Annotated in this window: 25 protein-coding genes; all 25 read left to right on the top strand. The window is 58.4% G+C overall.

What is annotated here, in order from left to right:
• The first annotated feature begins 295 nt into the window (after window positions 1-295).
• The 25 genes from QCD60_RS00350 (at window position 296) to QCD60_RS00470 (ending at window position 18,765) form a co-directional block, all read left to right on the top strand.
• Window positions 296-2,320 (top strand): DNA topoisomerase III, encoded by a 2,025-nt coding sequence (locus QCD60_RS00350; protein ID WP_279781270.1) that lies wholly within the window; start codon window positions 296-298, stop codon window positions 2,318-2,320.
• Window positions 2,321-3,369: 1,049 nt separating this feature from the next.
• On the top strand, window positions 3,370-3,654 hold the full coding sequence (locus tag QCD60_RS00355) for a hypothetical protein (protein ID WP_279781271.1): 285 nt from the start codon (window positions 3,370-3,372) through the stop codon (window positions 3,652-3,654).
• 127 nt (window positions 3,655-3,781) lie between these two features.
• On the top strand, window positions 3,782-4,237 hold the full coding sequence (locus QCD60_RS00360; RefSeq protein ID WP_279781273.1) for an STY4534 family ICE replication protein: 456 nt from the start codon (window positions 3,782-3,784) through the stop codon (window positions 4,235-4,237).
• A 144-nt stretch (window positions 4,238-4,381) separates the two neighbouring features.
• Entirely contained in the window at window positions 4,382-5,020 is a 639-nt protein-coding gene (locus QCD60_RS00365) for a hypothetical protein (protein WP_279781275.1), read from the top strand.
• A gap of 99 nt (window positions 5,021-5,119) precedes the next feature.
• Entirely contained in the window at window positions 5,120-5,653 is a 534-nt protein-coding gene (locus tag QCD60_RS00370; RefSeq protein ID WP_279781278.1) for a hypothetical protein, read from the top strand.
• Window positions 5,654-5,751: 98 nt separating this feature from the next.
• Window positions 5,752-5,961 (top strand): hypothetical protein, encoded by a 210-nt coding sequence (locus QCD60_RS00375; RefSeq protein WP_279781280.1) that lies wholly within the window; start codon window positions 5,752-5,754, stop codon window positions 5,959-5,961.
• Window positions 5,962-6,064: 103 nt separating this feature from the next.
• Window positions 6,065-6,622: a hypothetical protein gene (locus tag QCD60_RS00380; protein ID WP_279781282.1), complete on the top strand. Its 558-nt coding sequence runs from the start codon at window positions 6,065-6,067 to the stop codon at window positions 6,620-6,622.
• Between the two features lie 43 nt (window positions 6,623-6,665).
• Window positions 6,666-7,250, top strand: coding sequence for a hypothetical protein (locus QCD60_RS00385; RefSeq protein ID WP_279781284.1), 585 nt, complete (start codon window positions 6,666-6,668; stop codon window positions 7,248-7,250).
• Window positions 7,251-7,343: 93 nt separating this feature from the next.
• The gene (locus QCD60_RS00390; protein ID WP_279781286.1) at window positions 7,344-7,706 is read left to right on the top strand and encodes a hypothetical protein; all 363 of its coding nucleotides are present in this window, start codon (window positions 7,344-7,346) and stop codon (window positions 7,704-7,706) included.
• Window positions 7,707-7,816: 110 nt separating this feature from the next.
• The gene (locus QCD60_RS00395; RefSeq protein ID WP_279781288.1) at window positions 7,817-8,125 is read left to right on the top strand and encodes a hypothetical protein; all 309 of its coding nucleotides are present in this window, start codon (window positions 7,817-7,819) and stop codon (window positions 8,123-8,125) included.
• Window positions 8,122-8,580, top strand: coding sequence for a DNA repair protein RadC (gene radC / locus QCD60_RS00400; protein WP_279781290.1), 459 nt, complete (start codon window positions 8,122-8,124; stop codon window positions 8,578-8,580). The genes QCD60_RS00395 and radC overlap by 4 nt, the downstream gene beginning before the upstream one ends.
• A gap of 38 nt (window positions 8,581-8,618) precedes the next feature.
• Window positions 8,619-8,849, top strand: coding sequence for a hypothetical protein (locus QCD60_RS00405; RefSeq protein ID WP_279781292.1), 231 nt, complete (start codon window positions 8,619-8,621; stop codon window positions 8,847-8,849).
• Between the two features lie 239 nt (window positions 8,850-9,088).
• On the top strand, window positions 9,089-9,982 hold the full coding sequence (locus QCD60_RS00410) for a hypothetical protein (RefSeq protein WP_279781294.1): 894 nt from the start codon (window positions 9,089-9,091) through the stop codon (window positions 9,980-9,982).
• 162 nt (window positions 9,983-10,144) lie between these two features.
• A complete protein-coding gene (locus QCD60_RS00415) occupies window positions 10,145-10,855 on the top strand; it encodes a PilL N-terminal domain-containing protein (protein ID WP_279781296.1) in 711 nt (236 codons plus the stop codon).
• A gap of 11 nt (window positions 10,856-10,866) precedes the next feature.
• The gene (locus tag QCD60_RS00420) at window positions 10,867-11,691 is read left to right on the top strand and encodes a hypothetical protein (RefSeq protein ID WP_279781298.1); all 825 of its coding nucleotides are present in this window, start codon (window positions 10,867-10,869) and stop codon (window positions 11,689-11,691) included.
• Complete coding sequence (locus QCD60_RS00425; protein ID WP_279781300.1) at window positions 11,688-12,470, top strand: TIGR03759 family integrating conjugative element protein; 783 nt, start codon at window positions 11,688-11,690, stop codon at window positions 12,468-12,470. The genes QCD60_RS00420 and QCD60_RS00425 overlap by 4 nt, the downstream gene beginning before the upstream one ends.
• An 11-nt stretch (window positions 12,471-12,481) precedes the next feature.
• Window positions 12,482-13,039: a lytic transglycosylase domain-containing protein gene (locus QCD60_RS00430; RefSeq protein WP_279781302.1), complete on the top strand. Its 558-nt coding sequence runs from the start codon at window positions 12,482-12,484 to the stop codon at window positions 13,037-13,039.
• A gap of 17 nt (window positions 13,040-13,056) precedes the next feature.
• Window positions 13,057-13,596, top strand: a complete 540-nt coding sequence (locus QCD60_RS00435) for an integrating conjugative element protein (protein ID WP_279781304.1) — start codon at window positions 13,057-13,059, stop codon at window positions 13,594-13,596.
• Window positions 13,597-13,607: 11 nt separating this feature from the next.
• Complete coding sequence (locus tag QCD60_RS00440; RefSeq protein WP_279781306.1) at window positions 13,608-14,222, top strand: hypothetical protein; 615 nt, start codon at window positions 13,608-13,610, stop codon at window positions 14,220-14,222.
• Window positions 14,219-14,572 (top strand): DUF2976 domain-containing protein, encoded by a 354-nt coding sequence (locus tag QCD60_RS00445; protein WP_279781308.1) that lies wholly within the window; start codon window positions 14,219-14,221, stop codon window positions 14,570-14,572. The genes QCD60_RS00440 and QCD60_RS00445 overlap by 4 nt, the downstream gene beginning before the upstream one ends.
• A gap of 9 nt (window positions 14,573-14,581) precedes the next feature.
• Window positions 14,582-15,004: a TIGR03750 family conjugal transfer protein gene (locus QCD60_RS00450; RefSeq protein ID WP_279781310.1), complete on the top strand. Its 423-nt coding sequence runs from the start codon at window positions 14,582-14,584 to the stop codon at window positions 15,002-15,004.
• 83 nt (window positions 15,005-15,087) lie between these two features.
• On the top strand, window positions 15,088-15,726 hold the full coding sequence (locus tag QCD60_RS00455; protein WP_279781312.1) for a PFL_4703 family integrating conjugative element protein: 639 nt from the start codon (window positions 15,088-15,090) through the stop codon (window positions 15,724-15,726).
• Window positions 15,723-16,709: a TIGR03749 family integrating conjugative element protein gene (locus QCD60_RS00460; RefSeq protein ID WP_279781314.1), complete on the top strand. Its 987-nt coding sequence runs from the start codon at window positions 15,723-15,725 to the stop codon at window positions 16,707-16,709. Before QCD60_RS00455 ends, QCD60_RS00460 begins: the two co-directional genes overlap by 4 nt.
• A complete protein-coding gene (locus QCD60_RS00465) occupies window positions 16,706-18,232 on the top strand; it encodes a TIGR03752 family integrating conjugative element protein (protein ID WP_279781316.1) in 1,527 nt (508 codons plus the stop codon). The genes QCD60_RS00460 and QCD60_RS00465 overlap by 4 nt, the downstream gene beginning before the upstream one ends.
• An 11-nt stretch (window positions 18,233-18,243) precedes the next feature.
• Window positions 18,244-18,765 (top strand): TIGR03751 family conjugal transfer lipoprotein, encoded by a 522-nt coding sequence (locus tag QCD60_RS00470; RefSeq protein WP_279781318.1) that lies wholly within the window; start codon window positions 18,244-18,246, stop codon window positions 18,763-18,765.
• The last annotated feature ends 13 nt before the right edge of the window (window positions 18,766-18,778 follow it).

Here is an 18,778-nt window from a genome sequence, read left to right on the forward strand (position 1 = left end):
CGCCCGGCCCCTACGGGGCTAGCATGTCTGTGGGTGTCCTACCGAACGCCCCGTGGGGTGGCTGGGCACCGCTGGCCCCTGCGGGGCTGGCATCACGTCTGGCCACTGCGTGGCCGGTGGTGCGATTCGTTCCGTGTTTTCCTCCTGCCCTTCCGTTGCTTTCTGCCGCTGCTGATGAGTTGTCTGTGGCGGCATTCCTTCCTGTTCCCGTGAGGGTTCTCTGCGGTATTTGTCGCTGTCTTTTCTGATCCTGTGCCTCGTTGATATGTGATGTGCACAGGGGATGAGGTGGGGAATGCAGCTGATTTTGTGTGAGAAGCCCAGTCAAGCAAAAGAGATCGCCGCACTCGTTGGCGCAAGCAAGCGCGGTGAGGGGTGTTTGCTGGGGAATGGCGTCATAGTGACCTGGTGTATAGGCCACTTACTGCGGATGGCGGAACCCGACGAGATTAACCCAAATTGGAAAGAATGGCGCCTGGAGCAGCTACCCATGATCCCGGGCGAGTGGTCCATGCGGGTGGACGCTGACAAGGCAAAGCAATTCAAAGCGATTAAGTCTCTGTTAACTCAAGCCACCTCAGTAGTGATTGCGACAGATGCGGGGCGTGAGGGGGAGATGATCGCCCGTGAGATCATTGAGCACTGCAACTGGCGCAAAGGCCCTGTGCATCGGTTGTGGGCTTCTTCTCAAGATGAGGCTACGTTGCGCAAAGCGCTGGCATCACTGTTGCCCGGTGCCTCCAAGGAGCCCCTGTACTGGTCGGCATTGGCCCGATCACGAGCCGACTATATCGTCGGTATGAACATGACCCGCCTGTACTCGCTGCTGGCAAAGCAGCAGGGTTATCAGGGGGTGCTATCAGTCGGGCGTGTGCAGACGCCTACGCTGGCACTGGTGGTCGCGCGGGATCGGGAGATCGCCCGCTTTGTATCAAAGCCGTTTTTTGAGGTTGTGATCACGGCAGACGGAGGCCATGGCCGCACCTTTGCCGCGCAGTGGTTACCCGTGGCCCAGGTGGCAGATGAGGAGGGCCGCTGTATTAACGGCCCGATTGCGCAGCAACTGGCTGCCCGACTCCGGGGGCAGGCGGCACAGGTCGCTTCTGTGGAGGTAAAGCGAATGCGGGAGCAGCCTCCCCTGCCCTTTAGCCTGAGTGCCTTGCAGCAGATCTGTGATCGTAAATTCGGGTTCGGCGTTCAGCAGACACTGGATATCGCTCAGTCGCTGTATGAGAAACATAAAGCCACCACCTATCCACGCAGTGATTGCCGTTATCTGCCGGTGGCGATGCTTGAGGAAGTAAAACCCGTCCTGCAGGCACTGGCTCAGTCTGATCCGTCCCTAGGGCCACTGGTGATGCAGCTGGACAGTCGGCTGCGGTCAGCTGCCTGGAATGATGAGAAGGTGAATGCCTCAGACCACCACGCCATTATTCCGACGATGGGAGTGATTGATCTGTCAGCGATGACCGAGGACGAGCGCCGGGTGTATGAACTGATTCGTCTTCATTACCTGATGCAGTTTATGCCTGCTCACGAGTATGACCGGACTGAGGTGATGCTGGTCGCGCTGGGGCAGCAGTTTAAGGCTGTGGGCAAAGTGATCGCCGTTACCGGATGGCGGGCGCTGATGGCAAAGTCTTCTGCGGCGGAGTCTGATGAGGCTGAGGATAGCGATGCCGGTGGGCAGGAGTTGCCGCCGTTGGAGCAAGGACAAGTTTGCCCGGTCACCGATGCCCAAGTCGTGGAGAAGAAGACCACGCCGCCCAAATTTTTTACTCAGGGAACGCTGATTGCCGCGATGAAAGGCATTGCGCGTTATGTGGCGGATCCACGCCTGAAGGCCAAGTTGAGCGAGACGTCTGGCATCGGTACCGAAGCCACCCGGGCGGCCATTATCGAGGGGCTGATCAAACGGGGGTTTCTGTTGAGCAGTAAGCGGTCGGTCAAAACCACCGAAGCAGCACAGTCGCTGATTGATGCTCTGCCCCAGCCGCTCACTGATCCCGGGACCACGGCACTGTGGGAGCAGGCGCTGTCTGCCATTGAGCGGGGTGAGCTGACACTTGATCAGTTTGTGGCGACTCAGGCGCAATGGATCACTCATCTTGTTCATGAAGCCAAGCAGGCTGGTCGCGGGGCGTTACAGATTGCCGCTACTCCAACACAAGCCTGTCCGCTGTGTTCTGCGCCCATGCGCAAGCGCAGTGGCGCCAATGGCCCGTTTTGGGGCTGTACTCGATGGCCTGACTGTAAGGGGGTAGTCGATGGTGGCGGCAAGAAGAAGCGGGCACGCAAGAGGGTGGAGGGCACGGCATGACGTCATGGTTCATGGGTTGCACTGCTCACTTTTGCTGGTAATAATGGCCTTACAAAACGTTGACCGCTGACGTCCAATAGCGGCTCCCAAAGACGCAGCCTGAGTGAGAGTGCGTCGCCCCGTCGCCCGATGTGGGTTCCAGGCCAGATCAACAAACAGGGGAACGAGGTTCCCGTACCGACGACGGTCACTGCCTTCCTCTGTTTGTTTCCTCTCGCGACTTTCGTTTTTCTGCTCTTCTGATGGGCAGGCATACCACCGAAGTTTTCTGCCGTATGTGATTGATGGCAGTGCACTTCGGGGTGTGCCTCTGGCCCCATGTTGTTCAACGCTGTGCCTGCCAGCTGCTGCAGGAGCCGTTTGTGTGGGGATCCACGCCATTGATCAGGCCGCGGGCTACGATACCGGCCAGCAATCGACAGATTGCAGTAGCCATCCTTTTCCTGTCGCTCTGTTATCCGCTGTTGTGTTTTTCTACTGCTGTTGTACGTGATTCGTTGTATCTATCCCTTCCCATGATGTGAGCGGCGGCGCTGCTGCCGCTTACCCTACCTGCTGTATCCCGTCCCGACGCTTCGTTGTGGCGCTGTGTATCGCTATGACGTCGCCCTACCTTGTTTCCCTATTTTGATTATTTTGCTTTTTTTGATGTGTTGTTGATGGGGGAAGCCCTGTCTGCGGGTTAATCCTCATCGATGAGCTGAGGGTTGGCCGATGTGCGTTGACTTGACTTCCCTCGGTGCGGCGGAAAAAATGGCCGCACGTTATCAGTCTGTTGACTGAAACCCAGTCGCTTCACCTAAGGCGATGACTAACCTGCGGGTTAGTGGTGATTTGCGTGGACAGTATCTCGGCTCATGGCTACGGCACGCACTGGCACTGCCAGCTGATACCACTTTCTCTTATTACGTTGTACTGCACTACTTTGGTCCGGCCCCTCAATGGTGTGTCCGGGCACACTGTTCCGCGTTTCCGTCCGTCAGGCATGCCGTCCTGAGGGCGCTACCCTGTCGGCCTTCTGATTGGATTGACTCGACAGGTGACCTTGTATGTCTACTCAACATCGTTCTCACGCTGATGCGTCTGAACAGGCGTTTACCTTTGCTGACTGCCCCGATCTGCATCTTGCAGACGTCGCAGACTGGCTCAAAAGCTACAGTGCAGCCTGTCCTTATGACATGGATGCCGTCGCTGAAACTGTTGCCCGGCACCAACAACGCCGCTGGGAAAGTTCCTGCTCCATGGTCGATTTATCTGTCCTGCGTCGCTCTGCGCACACGGGGCTGATGATCGCTGCTCGTTTTGCCCGAAAGATGGCAGATCGCATTCAGTGATCTGACTGACCATCCATTTTCGTTATTTCGACATGTCGTTATCACCCTGCTGGGAGTCTTTATTCCCTTCAGGGAGTCATGGCTTTCACAGGGTTCATTTCGTTCCGAACCTTTTGGAGGCTCTACCATGACTACTCAAAACGCTTCTCAGTTTTTCGATTTACACACTTCTGGCATTGGCTATATCAACCGCATTCGCCTGGTTGAGCCAAAAAAAGGAGAGCCCTTCTGGGCCTGTTCTATCGCCGCCTTGCGGGGTGATACGAACAATGTGGAATACACCTATTTCGATGTCCGCGTGTCGGGCACCGAAGCGGCGCGTTTGATCGCTCGGTGTCAACAAGCGGTGGAGGCTGGCAGCAAGATGCTGATCAGTTTCAAGATCGGTGACATCTACCCTGACGTATTCACCTATGCATCCGGTGATCGTAAGGGTGAAACAGGTGTCAGTCTGAAAGGCCGTCTGCTCATGATTCGTTGGATCAAGAAAGATGGCGAAATGATTTACCAGATGCCTAAAGCGGACGACGCGAGCGGTGCTCCTGCTGATACAGCAGGCACACCCGGTGCTAACGCGGCATAACTACTCAATCTATTTTGCTTCACAGTCATTGGCCCAGTTCTGATCTCTGATCGGTACTGGGTCTTTTTTTGTCTGATCAACTGCTACTAGGGGAATAACCGTTTCCCCTGGGGGCACGGCTATTCCCCATGATGGAGGAATACCGTGGTCACTCAACCTGAGCGTGCTCACGACCTGACCCAAGAAGATCGTCTGTTTCTGTCACAGCTCCAGCGTGGGTTGAGGAGTGAAATGGCCACTATCTTCGATAGTCGGTTTGGTCGTTGCACTACACCGCTGGTCGGGGCTTTTGTGGCTCTGCAGGGTAAGAAAATACTGCAGTACGACAAGCAGCGACCGTGGACATGCAAGGCCACCCCTCACTCCGTGCCCTACCAGGCACCGCAGTATCTGGAGCTGGAGGCATTGCAGTCCTGGGGGATCGCCCTGAAACATACGATCTGGCTGGATAACCTCTGTGATGAGGGCGTCTATTTTGGGCAATTTGTCCCAGAGCAGGTGTTAATCATGAGTCGTTGTGGCGAAGTAATTCAGCGTCATGACGGTCAATGGTTTGATAGTTACCTGCCCATAGCAGATCTACCACTTCATGAAGCCATGGCGAAGGCGCTGGATATCCAGCGCATTAACGAGCGCCGCGAAGGCAATTACAACACTGCGAATAGATTATTGATTGAGGCCCAGCGTCTTCGCGAAGCCGTTTCAATGTCCCGACTACACTGGCAGTTACATGAGCTGAAGCAAATCCACGCGGTGACGCGCTGGATGCAGACCGCTCGGTAACGCATTTTTCTTTCGCTTTTTCATTACACCACCACTGGGGGAAACGCTTCCCTAGGGGGGGTGTTTCTCCTGGCCATCCTTGAACCCTGGAGATCCACGATGAAAGCCTTATCCACTGCCGCTGTTCATATCCGCTCCACTGCTGCCCTGACCGATGACGACAAACGCTGGCTGGCCCAGCAACGTCGGTCTCTTGAACTGGGTACCGATATGTATCTGTTCAAACGTCTGGGGGTGCTTCGGCACTGTCGGGTGGTGGTTCTGTCGGATGACAGTCCTTTTCGTTATGTACCCCTGCCTCACCAGGTGTTCACGGCACAGGCCATGAGCCTGGCCATGGCGGCGGTGATGGGATCGACGTTCCGTGAGGTGCGTATCGAGTCCGTTCGCGATCCCTGGACTGGCTACGACATCAGCGGCTACGGCTGTTTCCTGTCGTTCGACGGCGAAAGCTGGAGTTCTTCGGTTTACTGGGTCCGTGAATATGAACGGATTCGGGAGGAACTGGAGAGCACGGGACTACACCCGTACTTCATTCAGCGGGAGGTCTGGAGTGATCGCCCATGGCGAGCTCAGGTGGTCAATGCCCATCATGGGTTTGATCTGTCTGACATCGATGATGACGTGAACTGATCGCTCCTACGCTTATCCATTTAACCAACCACCCTTGGGGGAAATGCTTCCCTCTGGGGGTGTTTCTCCTGGTCATCCTTGAACCCTGGAGATCCACTATGCGCATTCTCTTTATTTCAGCGTTTGCCTCTGACACCTCCGTGCTAACCGGACAGCCCAAGCAACAGTGGCTGGCCGAGGAGCGCCATGTGATCGCTCAGGCGCTGGACAGAATGCAGCAGCATTTAGCGTCCGCGCAGTCCTATCTGGACGAAGGTGATACTCAACAGGCCCAGTGCTGGGCATACGCCGCCGGGGAGAACGGATAGCTCCGACACCTCTCATTAACCATTTCACTACCACCCCGGAGGCACCCATTCCCTTCGGGGACAGGTGCTTCCCGTTATCCATTGGAACCTTCGGGAGCATGCTATGACGTCAACTACCTTTTCCGCACACACGGTTAACACCGTCACGCGGGTGTCTGAGGTGATTGTGCCTGGTTGCCTGATCATCATTGACAGCACTATTACGCTGGATGTGGTCTGCCCACCGTACTGCACGGCGCCGATACGTCTTTCGTCGCAGGCGACTATTGATCTCAACGCCTCGCTCAGTGTGGCTGAGGCGATGAGGGACGCGGAGGGGCATTTCCGATACCTGCGCCATCTGGCACAGGTCAGCGTGGAACAGGCTGGACCGCATGCCCCTGTTCTTCTTCCTGTCAGCATGACCATTCGCAGTCAGGAGGCCAGTTTCAGGGGCGTGAATTTTCAACGCTACCAGGACGGCCAGTGGGAAGAGGACTATGCCCTGATTCCCCCTGAACAATGGCGTGTGACGCAGGAGAAGATCGACTTCTTTGGTCGCACCTGCAGTGAGCTGATCAGACACGGAGACGTGCTTGAAGCAGCAGACTGGCAGGGTCGGGAAGCCGTACTGGCTGACCGGCTCAGGCTCTCCCGCCTTGTGGCGGGTGAACCTGCCTGATCTGTTTCACGCTTTTTTCACTTTGAACCTTCGGGAGAACGTTATGAACTCAACTATCGCCAGGGTGAACGCGGCACAAGCAGTGACGTGTCTGTGGGATGTGATCGTGCCCGATGGCCTGATCGTCATTCACAGTGACATCGCTTTTGAGCTGGGCTGTGCACCTTATTACTCCGGTCCCCTGCGTACCCGTACCACGACCCGTCTGCCGCTTCAGGCATCGGTCAGGGTGGCGGAAGCAATGCAGGTCGCGGAGGGGCATTTCCGGGAAATGGCACGCCTGGCTCAGGTCAGAGCGGAGCAGCATGGCCCTCATGCCCCTGTTCTTATTCCTCAGTCCATGGAGATCCTGTGTGAAGGCGCGGTACTTCAGCGCTACACCCAGGGGAGCTGGCAGGACAATGTGGTACTGATTCCTCGTCATCAGTGGCTGGCTACGCAGGCACAGATGGATCAGATCAGCGATACCTGGGTATCGCTGATCCATCAGGAGCAGTATGCCGAGGCGTCGGCCTGGCAGGAGAAAGAGCATCGGCTGCGTGAGCAGCTGAGCTTGTCCTGTGTACTGGCCGGTGAGCCTGCGATTCAACAATGGGGACGTTTGCCGGGTTCACCTGAACCTGCCTGACGTCTGACTACACGCTGACGTTTCACATTAACCATCCCTGGGGGAAACACTCCCCCAGGGGGTGTTTCTCCGACTACTGTTTTGGAGAACACCATGGTTACTCTTTCCTCTATCTCTTCTACTCGCGCTGTTGTGTCCATGTTCGATGCTGTGCCCAAGACTCCGCAGGAGATTGTGGCACTGAAACGTCGGTGGCGTGAAAGCTGTCGCGCATGGAACATCGAACAGACAGGCGGTTTTGAAGCGCATTATCTAGAGCTGTTGGCCTATCGCATTGAGTGTGAGGCCCACAGCTGTGTGATCAAGAAAAGCCAGGCCTGGGATCATGAGATCAAGTTACTGGCTGATCGACTGGGTTGCTCTGGCAATCTCCGAGTGGCTGAGTATGTGCTCAATATAGAACGCGCTTTACTGCGCTTTGAGGAGCCCGGGCTGCGTCTGCAGTCGGGGCGCTGATCAGCGTTCTCTCTCTCGTTACTGTCTTTTCTTTCACTGCCCATGGGGATCTGTCCCTATGGGCAGATTCCCTGCCGGCGCAACCGGGGTGTTCACCCCAGAGGTCCATCATGGATACCACTGTGCTAGCGCTGTTTCAGTTCGCCGCCATGCTAATGCAGCGGCGTGCTGCGCAGTTTCCTGTCTCAAAATTCACGCACTCGGCGATGTTTTGGCCCGAATGTCCCTGGGCTGAGCCCGGGGAGTGTGCCGTCGACTGGCGTTTGTTCGGTGGGCTGTCGCCCACGGAAGTCGCGGCGCTGTCTTCTACGGATCGGCAGTGTGTGATGGCCCTTTCTCTGTCACCAGTCTGGCAGCAGTGTGTCACTACGCTCTTTGCAGAGATGGATGTCTGGCTGTCATCGGAGGTGGCAGCATGAGTTTCTCTCTCAGTGCGGAAGAACGCGCCATTATCGATCAAGCAAAGGCGATTCTCATGGGGTCTCTACGAGAGCCAGGCGCTTCGATTCATGCGACGGACGCCGCACGCGATTATCTGTGGCTGCAGCTGGCCGCTCATGAGCGTGAGGTGTTTGCAGTGTTGTTTCTTGATACCCGACACAGGGTCATCAGTTACGACGAGCTGTTTTTCGGCAGCCTCGATAAAACGCGGGTGTACCCACGTGAAGTGATCAAGCTGGCTCTGCAACGCAATGCCGCGGCAGTCATCTTTGCTCACAATCACCCTAGCGGAGACCCCGCACCCAGTGAAGCCGATATCGCCATCACCCAGAGCCTCAAAACGGCGCTGGCACTGGTGGATATATGTCTACTCGATCATATCGTCATAGGCCGAGAAGCCGTCTCGTCGATGGCTGAACTCGAACTGTTTTAACTCAACCACTCAACTCAACATAACCTTTGGAGGCCACCATGGCTGAACTGACTCAACCCATGACCCAGTCTCAATTCCTGCAGCTGCAGGACGAACTGGACCAACGGCTACTTGCGTGCGCTATGGGCCAGGAGACAGACGATACGGATCTGCGTATCGCCGAACTCCATAGTCTACTAGATGACGCGCCCTGGACACTGGTGCCCGGTGAGGGGTGCATTCTCAAAACCCAGTGGGATGCCCTGTTTGCTGCGTCAGCGGCAAAATAATCCTTTCTCTTTGGTCGTGTGATACACGACGTGATGTGCGGCTCCTTCGGGGGCCGTTTTTGTTTCTGTTGGGTCTGGGGTAGGCATCATGACGTGTTTTGTAACCCCGAAACCTTGTAACTCGGCGGCATTTGTCTATATCATTTATATTGACATACCACTTAAATGAGCCACCAGCACACAGCACCACCGCACGTTGCGCTATGCATTCGGGACGGGAGAGACGGCTACGGAGAACGATGATGATACCGAGTGACTACCATGACGATCCTAAACTCACTCTGCTGACTGAGCAGCTGTATGAACTGCAGGTGCCTGCCAGCGTGTGCCTGTATGTGTTGTTGCGGAAGCGCGGTATCAAACTGGGCTTCCTGGCTGATTTTGTCGGTATGCCTTACCCAACACTGCTAGACAAGTTAGAAGTCCCCGGTCATCGCCGTCCCGAGGTGTACAGCAGAATGCAGCTGGACCTCCGTACTGCCTTGGGGGTCGATATGATCGGCATCTATCAGGAGGTAGTGTTTGGTGGTGCAGGCTATGACTATGATTACCCTGCTGTTGTTGCAGCGCTGTACGAGGCCAATGTCGAGGGTGCGGTCGTCATCTACGTGCTGTTCAAATTGTATGGCCAGCAGAAGGCCTTGCAGAGTAAAGATGACCTGGCTCAGTCGATTCTTGAAAAACACAGCGCCATGAGAACTGGGCGCTTGATGGATACCTTGAACGCACGTTTAGGGACTCACGATGGAGTGACTCAGGACGTTGTGGCTGTTTTTGGGGTGGATGTCGCCGCCCTGTATGGCAAGAAGAAAACTCTCTGGCCCAAGCGGGACACGTCCGAGTGTGCTATTGACCCAGAAAGGTTGGTGGCAGAGTTGCCTGGTAGCTATTACTCGGCCAAGTCGATGGAAGAGCTGGATGCAAAACGCCTGGATGAGTACCGCCAGATGATCTCCGGGGGCCGCAATGCACTGGAGGTTGCGCGTGAGATGCTGTCTCACAACATCATGCTGCGGGACGTGGCTGAAATAGTCGGGAAGACGCAGGACAATCTGTGTCATCGCATACCTAAAGCGGAGCGTGATGCTCTGCGTCGTCAGGGTATTGAACGCACGGCCACGACGTCCAGTTGATCCTGTTTTGATGCTGTTGTTTTTGATGACCGAATGGGGCTCCGCGTGAGCCCCATTTTGTTTTGGGGGCAATAAACCCTCGCTTTCTCCGTTAGGGTTGTTTACTGACGCGCTCAGTCACCTGCGGCACTGTGCCTCGCACAACGTTGTCGCGAGGTTCCTATGAGCAGTCCGTTCTATCCCATCCGTTATCGCCAGTGGCGTACTCCCCTGTTTGCCTGTCTGTCACCCGGTCTGGCTGTTGCGCTGGCCTGCGGTGTGCTGGCCGGGTGTGCCCAGCAGCAACCTAAACCGGCCCCTGAACCTGTATCGTCGGTCAGCCCCTACCTGATTGCGCCTGATGTCTATGCAGGCGATCTGCCGGGTGTCGAAGCGGGGGCATCCCCTGCGACTGTTACCTATGGCCGTTATACCGAGGTAGCAGTGGGTCCAACCGTGGCCCAGCGCGATCTGATGGCACAGATCATCGATATCCAGATTCCTACCTCCATGTCGCCCAGTGTGGGTGATGCCGTGCGCTATGTCCTGGCCAAGTCGGGCTACAGCCTGGCGGCCCCTTCCTCCGTGACCGACCCGCTCTATACCGCCCCATTGCCTGCGCCGCTTTACCGCATTGGGCCGATGGCTCTGCGGGATGCGCTGCAAGTCTTGGGAGGTCCTGCCTGGCAGGTGCAAGTGGATGAGCTGCACCGCCTGGTGCAGTACGTGCCTCGCCCGGGCTATGCCGCACCGGCAGAGGTGGTGGATGTCAGCGCGTCGGCGCTGGCGACAGTGAAGGTGGGTCAGGCGAGTGAAGCCGGTACGGTGGATGAGAGGGAGGCCGCGGCGGTGCCAACGCCTGTGCGTCCGCGTCGTCAGTCCGGTGAGCAGTGAGGAGCACGGCCATGAGTCAGGATTATCAACCCTCTGCACTGGATGTGCTTGATGATGACCAGCCCGCAATGCAGCGGGCACCCCATCAAGCATCGCTTGGAAGTGGCGCAGATCGTCAGGATCGCAGCGGGCGAGTAGCCCCGCGTGCAGGTAATGGTCTGGCCGTGCTGGCATTGATCTCCGGCGTGCTGGCGTTAGGGGTGTCGGGCTTTGGGATCTATCAGAACCTGCAGCTGGGTTCGAGCGACCGGCAGCAGTCAGCGGTAATCAATGCTCAGGCTGCGGCAGTGGAGAAGGAGTTGAATGAGCTTCGCAGCTATACCACGGGTCTGGAACAGAAATTGACGGCATTGTCGTCCACCTCAAATGGTCTGGTCGGGCTGGCGAGTCGAATCGATCAACTGGAGCGCAGCCAGGGAGCCGGCAGTGCCATGACCGAGGAGTTACACAAGGCGCTGGCCGGACTCGGTGACCGTCTGGGAGTGGCGGAATCATCACTCACGGTGATGTCGGCCCGTCTCGATGCGCAGTCTGCTCAGGTGGAGGCCAATGCCGCTGCCGCTGTTCAGGCACGGCAGGTCACGGTGGCTTCTGCAAAAAAGCCGGTGACCCGCACGAGTAAGCCACGGGTCCTGACGCCCCCCTTTGTGGTACTGGGGGCTGAGGTGCGGGGCGGTGAGTCCTTTTTATCCGTCGCGCCCTCGGCGACCTCATCGTTATCGCAGGTCGTGTTGCTGAAAGTGGGGAGCGTGTATTCCGGCTGGAAATTGCAGTCACTGGGTGATGGACGCGCTGTATTTAACGTCAGCGGGCGTAGCCAGGAGGTGGCGTTATGACGCCGCTAAAGTGGCTGGTAATGGGAGTGTCGCTGTCGGTTGTGGGTCAGTGTCTGGCAGGTTCTGTGGGTACCTCTCGCGCGGAAACGTCACAGATGACCCAGTCTCAGGGGGCGCAATCACAAGCCGTCGATTCCTCTGCAACCGCAGCGGAGTGGGGGCTGAGCGCCGGTGAGTGGACGCAATATCAGCAGGCCATGGCCGGTCAGCGGGGGATCTGGTCGCCGGGGCTGGACCCGATTACCACCCTTGGGGTCACCGCTAAGACAGACGCAGAGAGACGGCGTTTCGCCGAGCTGTTTGTCAAAGCCGAGGCGGTGCGGGTGGAGAAAGAACTCGCCTTCCAGAAAGCGGTTGATGCGGCCTGGGCACGGCTACTCCCCACCACGCAGCCCATCATGGGGCTGGCCAGTTCGTCACCTGCTTCTTCAGCGTCACCTTTTGGTCAGCCTGCGGTGCCATCGGTGGGGGTGATGAGCGCCGGACGAGTCTCATTATTTGTGCGTGATAACTGCGTGCTCTGTGATCGTGAGCTGAAAAAGCTGCTGAGCCAGAACCGCCCGATCGACATCTATCTGGTCGGCAGTGAGGGTAACGACCGAACCATTCAGTTGTGGGCACTGGCACGGGGGATCAGCCCCGCCGCCGTCAAGTCAAAGCAGATCACCCTCAACCATGATAACGGCACCTGGGCATCCATGGCCGGAGCTGCTCATGCCGGTGATTTGCCCGGTCTTATGCAACAGGTCGCCGGTGAGTGGCGAATCGTGCACGAATGAGGCCGGTCACTGTGACGGCCGCTCTCCTGCTCTGGGGCATTTCACTGTTGCCTGGCGTGGCGACAGCTGCCCGTTTTGTGCCTCCGCCGTCGTTTCAGATGGTAGCCCAGGAGGCAGCCGTTCCCGATGTGCTGCTGTACGCCCTGACGCAAACCGAGAGCAATGCCGGTTTGGTGGATGGCAGCTTCAGTCCGTGGCCATGGACACTGAATGTCGCGGGTAAAGGGTTTCGTTATCACTCCCGTGCTGAGGCTTGCAGCGCCCTGCAGGAGGCACTGGCGAGTCACCGTCCGGGCAACATCGATGTCGGCATTGCACAGGTGAATATCGGTGCCAACGGTCATCGTTTTTCATCGCCCTGTGCGGGACTTGATCCAATGCTGAATCTGCGTACAGCCGCGCAGATCCTGCGTGAGCAGTTTGAGGCCAGCAAGGGCAGCCAGGGAAACCCGGTGGACGACTGGATCTGGGCTGCAGGTCGGTATCACCGGCCTGCAGGCGGTGAGCCTGCGGCGAAGTACCGGGCAACCGTCAGACGGTTTTTGCGCAAGTTGGGATTACAGGTGTGATGAATAAGGAGGGGGTGATGCAAGGTATGCAAGCGATGCGGTGGGTGGTCGGGGGCTTGTTGGCCGTGGCGATGAGTCAGGCCATGGCGCTGGAAGTTGTGGCGGATCACGGTGGTGTGCCAGCACAGCCGTATTACTCACCAATCAATAACGTGTCGGACCCGGAGATCGCTGGAGAACCCGCGCCGGTACGCCCGCCTCTGGCAGCGGCAGGTCTGCCCCATCAGGTGAGTATTGCCGACATGCTGCCGGTGACCAGCCAGCTGCAGCCCAGGCGCGTGGCACGGCGTGCCGTGAGCCTGCCGGGGATGACGCCGTTGTTTCTGGTCGGCTACGACAACCTGAGTCTGCAGTGGTTGAAGGTGCGCGGTGGACAGTTGCAGCAGATGCGGGCCACCGGCGTGGTCGTGAACGTGCAAACACCGGCACAACTGGCGGAGCTGCAGCGCATGGTACCCGGTGTGCAGTTGCTGCCAGAGTCCGCCGATGATATGGGCTCGCGTCTTCAGCTGTCTGGCTATCCGGTACTGATCACGGCCACGGCCATCGAGCAATAAGAGGACGCAAGATGTTAACGACTCGTGTAGGCAAGAGCCGTCTGGCTGAGCTGGCCCTGCGGCAGGCGCTGGATGAGGATCGCCCTCCCCGCCCCACGTCACTGCATGCGGATCCTGCCGGCATGGCCGAAGAGGGGCTGGCGTTCAGCCAGGCCTGGGCCCGGCTGAGCATGCACCCGGATCTGTCGCGCTGCGCATCCGGGGTGGCCGCACAGGTGGTGGAAGATGCGTCCAGGGCGTTGATTCCGCTGGTGCGCCGGGCACGGGGGGTACTGGGCGAATCAATGAGCAATACGGATCTGCAGGCGGTGATGTGTGATCGCTCAGGGTTGTTTGCCCTGTGTGAACGATATACCGCGCACTACCTGGATGTGATGCAGCCCCTCACCTGGATGCTGGTGTCCGACCGGCAGGCACAGCTGCACCGCTCTGCCATTCCCCGTGAGTGTGCGGGACGGGATGCTCGTATGATCGCCATCGTGCAGCTGGTTCGGGAACGGCAACTGCGGATAGATGATGGGCTCTGTGCAGCGCTGATACGGCTGCTGGGGTTCAGTGCCGAGCGGGTGTGTCTGTTACTGACGGCAGCACAGGCATTGTTGGCTGACGAGGGAGCAGAGGCGTGACCGACAAGCATGTTATTGAGTCGTTGCTGCGCCCGGCGGTGGAGCTTAATACCGTGGCAGTGGCCGTATCTGCGGCCTTTGTGTCTGCCACCGCGCCCTGGTCGCTGGCTCTCACGCCGTCGGTAGGCTACGGGGTGGCGTGCGGCTTTGGTGTACTTGCCTGGGTGCGCTGGAATGAGGCGTCGGTGGTACTGCGCTACCGCCGTAGCTCCAATACGATAGCAACCTACAAGGCCTGGCGTATGCAGAAGGCTGAACTCAGTGAGCTGGGTCTGGTCGCAGGCATGGGGGTCGCACTGGTGATTCTGGTGCTTTACCTGGCCAACAAAGCCGCCGCCATTCTCGCGTGAGGCTGAGTCGTGACTAAAAACGAGGATGCACGCTACCTGCCTGAGCGGCTGAATCGGGAGCCCACGGTGATCCGTGGGCTAACCAACAACGAGCTGTTACTGGTCATCGGCAGTGGTGTGGTAGTGGGCCTCGTGCTGGGAGTGTTCATCGTCGTTCTGCTACTGCCAGGGCAATTGCCGGCCATCCCCACCAGTATGGCGGTGTGTGGCTATCTGGCCCTGCGTTTTGGCAGCGACCGACTGGCTGCCGCCAAACGCAATAAGCCCGGTGCCTGGTTTTACCGCATGTTGGAGTGGCGGCTGCATCACGGCAGTGTCAGCCGCCTGTTTTTTCGTAAGGCATCACTGATCGATCAGGATGCAACCTGGTGGCTCCGCCGTGAGGGGGTACGGCGCCGATTGAGACGGAAACGCCAGGGCATGTTCGACTGATGGCCCTGGATACCTCTCAGATAACGCGCCACTGCTAGCTACCTTCTTCCCACGCTGTATTCCTATTTCACTCTGGAGTTTTTATGAGCCGACATCGCACTGCGCTGTCATCACGAGACTCGCACATCACCAGTCTGCGACTGGTGATTGCGCTGTTAGCCGCGATTGCAGGGTTCACGTCGTGGGGGTGGTATACCGCTCCCCGTCATTTGACTGTACACAACCCGCCTGACCTGCGCAGTGGCAGTACCCGCGCCTGGTGGGAGGTGCCACCCAGCACGGTTTACTCATTTGCCTTTTATATTTTCCAGCAACTGAACTACTGGCCGCGTGATGGTGAGAGTGACTATCACGAGCGGATTGAGACGCTGCGTGCGTATCTCACCCCGTCCTGCAAGGCCTGGCTGGATAGCGACTATGAACGCCGTAAGGTGAGCCAGGAGCTGACCGACCGGGTGCGTTCTGTCGCAGAGATTCCAGGGCGCGGGGTTTCGGATGACCGGGTACATATCCAGGATCGCGACCACTGGGTGGTGGATCTGGAGTTAATGCTGACCGAAAGCGTTCATGGTGAGTCGGTCAAGAAGCTGGCCATGCTGCATCCGTTGAAGGTGGTGCGCTGGGATATGAATCCTGAAACGAACCCATTTGGACTGGCCCTGGATTGCTATGACTCCCTGCCAGAGCGACTGGATGGCAGTGTGATGGAGGAGGTGAAATGAAGATGATGACACGCATGGGTGTAAGCCTGGTCGTGGGGATGGTGCTGTCTCCCCTGGCTTCTGCCGTGGAGCTGGTGCACTGGAATCGGGTGCCGATCAAAACCGCACTGGCTGTCGGCCAGGAACGGATTGTCTATGTGGATCGTAATGTGAAGCTGGCCCTGCCGGTGGCCCTGGCCGATACCCTGCGGGTACAGAATGCCGGTGGGGCGCTGTACCTCAAAGCCGCTGCACCCTTTCCCGAAACCCGTATTCCGCTTCAGGTAGTGGAAACAGGCGAGATTATTCTGCTGGACGTGACCGCGCAGGATGCGGCCACCGTCACAGCCAACAGCTCGGCCTATGAGCCGATGAAGGTGCTGTACGGGGAAGGGGATGACCTGAGCAGCTTTGGTATCACGGCAGGTCTGTCGCCCAACTATGCCAGTGATGGGATGCCGGGCAGTGCAGGTGCGGGCGCCGTGTCTGCTCGTGCGTCAGGTTCGTCAGCGAACAGCGCAGCGGCTCCCGCCGCACCGCGCCCGACGGCCGATGATGCCGTCGCCGGTCGCATTGGCCGCACGGATGCCACCTCTCGCACTCCTGCCCCTATTTCTCTCACGCGCTATGCCGCGCAGAACATGTACGCCCCGTTACGTACCGTCGAGGCACTGCCTGGTGTGAGCGCGGTACCCGTGCGCGCCAAAGGCCCGCTGGGATCGCTGCTGCCCTCGCTCGATGTCGATGCCCGTGCCGTCGCGGCCTGGAAACTGGCTGACTACACCGTCACGGCAGTACGCCTGATCAATCGGGCTCCTCGTGCGGTCCTGCTCGACCCCCGTCTGCTGAATGGGGATCTGTATAGTGCCGCCTTTCAGCATCCGACGCTGGGGCCGGCAGGTAGCGCCGAGGATACCACGACGGCGTATCTGGTGACGCAGGGCAAAGGTCTGGAGTCCGCCCTGCTGCCCCTGCCCTACCGCCCAGCTAAAGGAGCGAAATGATGGCGACGATCAGAAGCAATGGACTATTGAAGGTCATCATTCCTGCTGCGGTCATCGGTGCCGTCGCGATTGCCTACTCTGGCCGCGACGACAGCAGTAGCGACACGCCGGCGCAGGCAGCCCAGGGTACCTCTGTGCGGGAGTTGACGTCGGAGGAGAAAAAGCGGTTGGGCATGGACGGTGCTCAGGACACGGTGTCCGCACTGGTCGCAAAGATTGATCAAATGCGCGATTCGCAGTCGAAATCCAACCAGCTGATGCAGCAGTTGCTGGAGGAAAACGACACCTTACGGCAGAAGGCCGGGGATGTGGAAGGTGCAGCCAGTACCGCTGTCTCCAGTCAGCTGGCATCGGCCAAGAACGAGCTGATGGGACAGGTCGGTGAGCAGCTGTCCCAGTTCGAGAACCGCATGAATACCGTCACCAGCCAGCTGAACGCAGTGGGCAGCGACGGCGCCGTCTCAGGCTCATCCATGGGGGGAGCGGGCTCTGTGCCCCTGCCTGCGGATGCGGGTTTAGGGGGGCTGGGGGGTACCGTGACCTTCGGCGGGGAAACCTATATGTGGGTGGAGCCGCAGGACATGCGTAAGACCGATGCCAACGGCATGGTGTCCAGTACGGGAAGTCAGTTCAGTTTCCCCTCGTCATTCGGTGAGGTGGGTTCGCTGGCTGACAAAGGACTGAGTTCACTCAACAGCGCCACAAACGGTGCGGCGGCTCAGGTGCTGGGAAGTTCAGCAGAGGAAGACGCTGTGCCAGTGTACACCGTCGCAGAGAACGCCACCCTGATGGGTTCGGTCTCTATGACCGCGCTGTTGGGACGTATCCCGATCAATGGTTCTGTGCAGGACCCCTACCCATTCAAGGTTGTCATCGGTTCAGACAACCTGATGGCTAACGGCATCGAGCTGCCGGATGTGGCGCAGGCCGTGGTATCAGGTGTGGCCACAGGCGACTGGGTACTGAGCTGTGTGCGGGGTTCTGTCACTTCCATCACCTTCGTTTTCACCGACGGCACCATTCGCACTATCAACGGCCAGAGCGAAGAAGGCGGGCAAAGTCAGGGCAACGGATCATCGGCATCAGGTGCCGGAGCGCAGGGAGCGACACAAAGCCTGGGATGGTTATCCGATCCCTATGGGATTCCCTGTATCTCCGGTGAGAAAAAATCCAATGCCATGGAGTACCTGTCGACTCAGTTCGGTTTAGGGATGGCCACCGCAGCGGCCTCCGCTTCTGCCCAGTCAGAGACCACGTCGGTCACCGGGACGGATGCCGTGGTCACTGCTGTCACAGGCGATGCGGGTAAATATGCGCTGAATAGCGGCATCGCCGGCGGCCTGGAGAAAGTCAGCGAGTGGGTCGCTCAGCGTTACGGCCAGACCTTTGATGCTATCTACGTGCCACCGGGTCAGCCGGTGGCGCTGCATATCACCCGGGAGCTCAAGATCGATTATGAGCTGAATGGCCGCAAGGTCAGTTATCTGTCGGGGGCGGGTGGCCGTTCTGGGGCGTTGGATTGAGGGGGAATGGGATGATGGCAAGTAAATGGATTGCGGTGCTGGGGATGGTTGCTGTTGCAGGTATGACAGGCTGCTCGACCTCCAAAGACAAGATGTTTCCCACTAATGGGGCAACCATGCTGGATATCTACCATGGTCAGGGGATTGATACCGCAGGGCTGAGCGGGATGGGCGGTACCAGTACGAACCAACGTCAGTTGATGGATGCCCGCGCGTCACTTCGTCGCCCGCTGGGTGACGGTATCTATGATCAGCAGGCGTTGGCCACGGCAGGCAAGCCCACCGCCGAGGTGATGGTGGCCAGGCAGGCATGGGGCAATCGGGTGGCTGAGGTGAACGGGGATTACACCCGCACGGCGGCCAATGAGATCGTCAGCCAGTTCCCGCGCCTGCCCAACCCGGATCTGGTGGTGTATGTGTTTCCGCACCTGGCCGGTAATGAGCCGGCACCGATTCCGGGTTACTCCACGGTGATCCCGTTCTATTCGCGGATCCAGTACGCGATGCCCGGCGAACGCCTGGGCGACTACTGATAGCGAGGAAGCA

This window comes from Pokkaliibacter sp. MBI-7, from assembly GCF_029846635.1.
GTDB lineage: Bacteria > Pseudomonadota > Gammaproteobacteria > Pseudomonadales > Balneatricaceae > Pokkaliibacter.